Source organism: Pseudoalteromonas sp. SWYJZ98 (genome assembly GCF_015864495.1).
GTDB lineage: Bacteria > Pseudomonadota > Gammaproteobacteria > Enterobacterales > Alteromonadaceae > Pseudoalteromonas > Pseudoalteromonas distincta.
In genome coordinates this window covers 1-2,020 of the sequence record NZ_JADYXA010000086.1, presented here as the reverse complement: position 1 = coordinate 2,020, position 2,020 = coordinate 1, and the positions used below count along the sequence as shown (strand labels likewise).

The 2,020-nt window shown below is 38.9% G+C and carries 1 protein-coding gene and 1 pseudogene; one reads left to right on the top strand and one right to left on the bottom strand.

The window, feature by feature from the left end; all coding sequences use genetic code 11:
* Window positions 1-741 (top strand): annotated as a pseudogene (locus I6F10_RS19870) (IS110 family transposase); the annotation flags it as partial.
* A 199-nt stretch (window positions 742-940) separates the two neighbouring features.
* Here the strand turns inward: I6F10_RS19870 and I6F10_RS19865 are convergent.
* Window positions 941-2,020 (bottom strand): IS3 family transposase (locus tag I6F10_RS19865; protein WP_197099299.1); only part of this gene is annotated, 1,080 nt, incomplete at its 5' end.

Genomic DNA, 2,020 nt, shown 5'->3' with positions numbered 1-2,020 from the left:
TAATTCATAAAACAGACAAATCTGATGCAACGATGCTTGCTCATTACGGCTGTGCTAAGCACGCAGTCGTTAGTTATTGGCAACCTGATGCATTAGAAGTTAGAGAGCTTAAAGCCCTTATCCGTCGTTTAGATGCGCTTGAGAGTAACCGACAACGAGAAGTTAACCGGTTAGAAGCAAGTGAATTCAGCAACGTTTCAGCACGTGTTTGCCAATCGATAAAAGTGACTATCGCGTTTTTAGACGATGAAATTAAACAGCTTAAATCTGATATTGATAACCACATAGATAATGAGCCTGATTTAAAAAAAAACAGGAAGCTACTTGAGTCTATCCCTGGCATTGGGCCCGTATTATCGAGAGAGCTGACGTATTTGTTTGCGGCTAAAAAATTTAATAAAGCCAAAGAAGCGGCCGCTTATTGTGGATTAATCCCACGGCACAATGAATCGGGTAAATTAAAAGGACGAACATCAATCAGTAAACTCGGGCCAGCCAGAATTCGATGCAAACTCNCGAACATCAATCAGTAAACTCGGGCCAGCCAGAATTCGATGCAAACTCTATATGGCAGCCATTGTTGCTGGGCAATGGAATAAAACAATAAAACGACACAAGTTAACGTTAATAAATAATGGTAAAACACCGATGCAAGCTGTGTGTGCAAATATGCGAAAGCTAATTCATATATGTTTTGGTGTAATAAAAAACCAAGAAGCGTTTAAGCTCCAAGAAAGTTAAATAAGACCTTGAAGCTTAAAATGAGAGATGGTATCTACAGGTGTTTTAACTGTTTGTGATGGGTTTGCACGATGTAGCTGAGATTTATACCTCGCTTTTACTTTTAGTTCTTTATTATTTTAACTCCCAAACTATCCTCTAAAAGCGCAGCGCCTCTAAACCGGAGTTTTTCAAGTTAGTTGTCGCATCAAATTAAATTTTATGCCGCCCGCATTGCTTCTTTTTTCTCTGGATTTAAATTTACTTCATTGATCATCGTCCAATCTCGAGACTTTCCTGACCAACGACTTGGATTCTGTAATTTCGCCATTTCATTTACCTGATGACGTTTCGCTAGTATCGCTTTATCTAACCCTAAATGACGCTGATTTGTCGTGACAAACTTAATACCGCTGTGTAAGTGTTCATCGTTGTACCAATTTACAAACCCGTTAACCCATTTCCTTGCGCTCGCGATATCTTCGAAGGCTTTTTCAGGGTATTCCGGGCGATACTTTAACGTCTTGAATAACGATTCAGAATAAGGGTTATCATTACTCACAGACGGTCGGCTAAATGAAGGAACAATACCTAACTCCTGCAATGTCGCTAATAACGTTGCCCCTTTCATTGGACTGCCATTATCTGAGTGCAGCGTGACTTGCTCAGGCTTTACCTGCTCTCGCCTGCAAATATCTACCATTAAATCAGCCGCCAGTGTGCTTAGTTGTGTGTCATGAACCTGCCAACCAACTATTTTTCGACTATAAATATCCATCACTAAATATAAGTATAAAAAATGACCTTTAATTGCTGTCGGCAAATACGTGATATCCCATGTATAAATTTCGTTTGCACGTGTTGCCTTAAACGCTTTCGGTTTTTTTATCTTTTTATTTGGTTTAACTTTTTCTCTGTGTGTTAATAANTTTTTTATCTTTTTATTTGGTTTAACTTTTTCTCTGTGTGTTAATAATTTATGTGATTTCATAACGCGATAAAACGAGCTTTCTGATGCTATCCACACACCTTTATCCAATAGTTTAGGGACTATCTTGTTGGGTGGTAAATGTCCATATTCTATTGAATTAACAGTCTTAATTATACGCTGTTGCTCTAATTGAGTTAGCCTGTTAGGTGGTCGCTTTATCGTACTTGTTCGCTTATCTGTCATATCACCAGCTTCAATCCAGCGTTGAATTGTTCTTGCCGTTAGACCAAGTAACTCACATGCTTTTTCTTGCCTTGCCCCTGATTTCTGCGCGTCGGTAATGAGCTTTATCAATTCATGACGCTCAGT